Source organism: Tsukamurella conjunctivitidis, assembly GCF_007858475.1.
In the GTDB taxonomy this organism is placed as follows: domain Bacteria; phylum Actinomycetota; class Actinomycetes; order Mycobacteriales; family Mycobacteriaceae; genus Tsukamurella; species Tsukamurella conjunctivitidis.
In genome coordinates this window covers 1-796 of sequence record NZ_VIGX01000073.1, presented here as the reverse complement: position 1 = coordinate 796, position 796 = coordinate 1, and the positions used below count along the sequence as shown (strand labels likewise).

The window sequence follows — 796 nt, the reverse complement described above, 5'->3', positions numbered from 1 at the left end:
CCAGGGAGCGGATGAAGTCGTCGATGTCCAGGGAGGGAACGAAGGTACCTTCGGAGCCGCCCCCGTGGGCGGCGATGAGCTTCTCCGTGCGCGAAGGGGTCCTGTTGAACACGGCGGTGCGGTATCCGTTGCGCGCCAGGTTGCGGGCGAGGTTGGAACCCATGACGCCCAGTCCGTAGACCCCGATGTCCGCACTGGCCGTCACGGGCGAGTTGATCTTCATTGTCTGGCCTTCCTGTACCTGCATAGAGGACGGGACACGCTCTGCCCCACCATAGGCTCTCCGGGCATTTCCCGCGGACCACACGGCTGGTCCGAACAATCATTCGGACAGATGAATTCTAGGGGACACATGCTCGATGTCAAGCGTCAATCGCGTGAGGATATCCATCGATGGCGGGCCATTCCGACCCGAAGAGGCAGAGCAATGTCCGGAGAAATCCCGGCGGAGGAAGGGAAGCGGGGGGACGAAGGAACACCCGCTCCCACACAGCAGGAATGTCCCGCAGACCTCTTTCTGCATCCCCCCTCTCGACGTCCGGGCGGCGACAGATTGTTCGGACACCGCAACCGGGGAAACGGCCGACGGGCACTGCTCCAGCAACACTCGGCACCGATTCGAGGGGCCGCCTCCGGACTCGGATCAACAATTCCCTCCACCTCCGGGCAACTCGCACGCAAATGCGCCTCCCACACCACTCGAACAACCCCCACCTCAGTGCGATTCTCGCGCCCGCGCACTCCACGCGACATTGTCCGGCATTTCAGACCGGGATTCGGAATCCGGATTGCCCGC

At 63.2% G+C, this 796-nt stretch carries 1 protein-coding gene; it reads right to left on the bottom strand.

Going from position 1 to position 796, the window contains the following annotated elements:
• Positions 1-223, bottom strand: a 223-nt coding sequence (locus FK530_RS24415; protein ID WP_231706785.1) for an NAD(P)-binding domain-containing protein, incomplete at its 3' end; no start/stop codon positions are given.
• Positions 224-796: the final 573 nt, after the last annotated feature.